The 294-nt window shown below is 74.1% G+C and carries 1 pseudogene; it reads right to left on the reverse strand.

The features are described from left to right. A pseudogene (locus HT134_RS44430) lies at nucleotides 1–294 on the reverse strand (LacI family transcriptional regulator); the annotation flags it as partial.

Genomic DNA, 294 nt, shown 5'->3' on the forward strand with positions numbered 1-294 from the left:
GACGGCACGATCATGAGCCCGCTGACCCGGCGCGCCAGGAACGTCGCGACCAGGGAACGCTCCAGCTCGGCCGTCTCGCTGGAGGAGCCGCCGATGAGGGTCAGCCCGCGCGGGCGCACGACGCTCTCGACCCCGCCCGCGACCGTGCCGAAGAACGGGTTGCCCATCTCGGGGATGACCAGCCCGATCGCCGCGTCGCGCGCCCCGACCCGCACGTTGCGGGCCATGAGGTTGGGCTGGTAGCCGCGCTTGCGCACCGCCTCCCTGACGCGCTCGCGCGTCTCGACCGCGACG

Origin of the sequence: Nonomuraea rhodomycinica (assembly GCF_013363995.1) — a bacterium.
In the GTDB taxonomy this organism is placed as follows: Bacteria; Actinomycetota; Actinomycetes; order Streptosporangiales; family Streptosporangiaceae; genus Nonomuraea; species Nonomuraea rhodomycinica.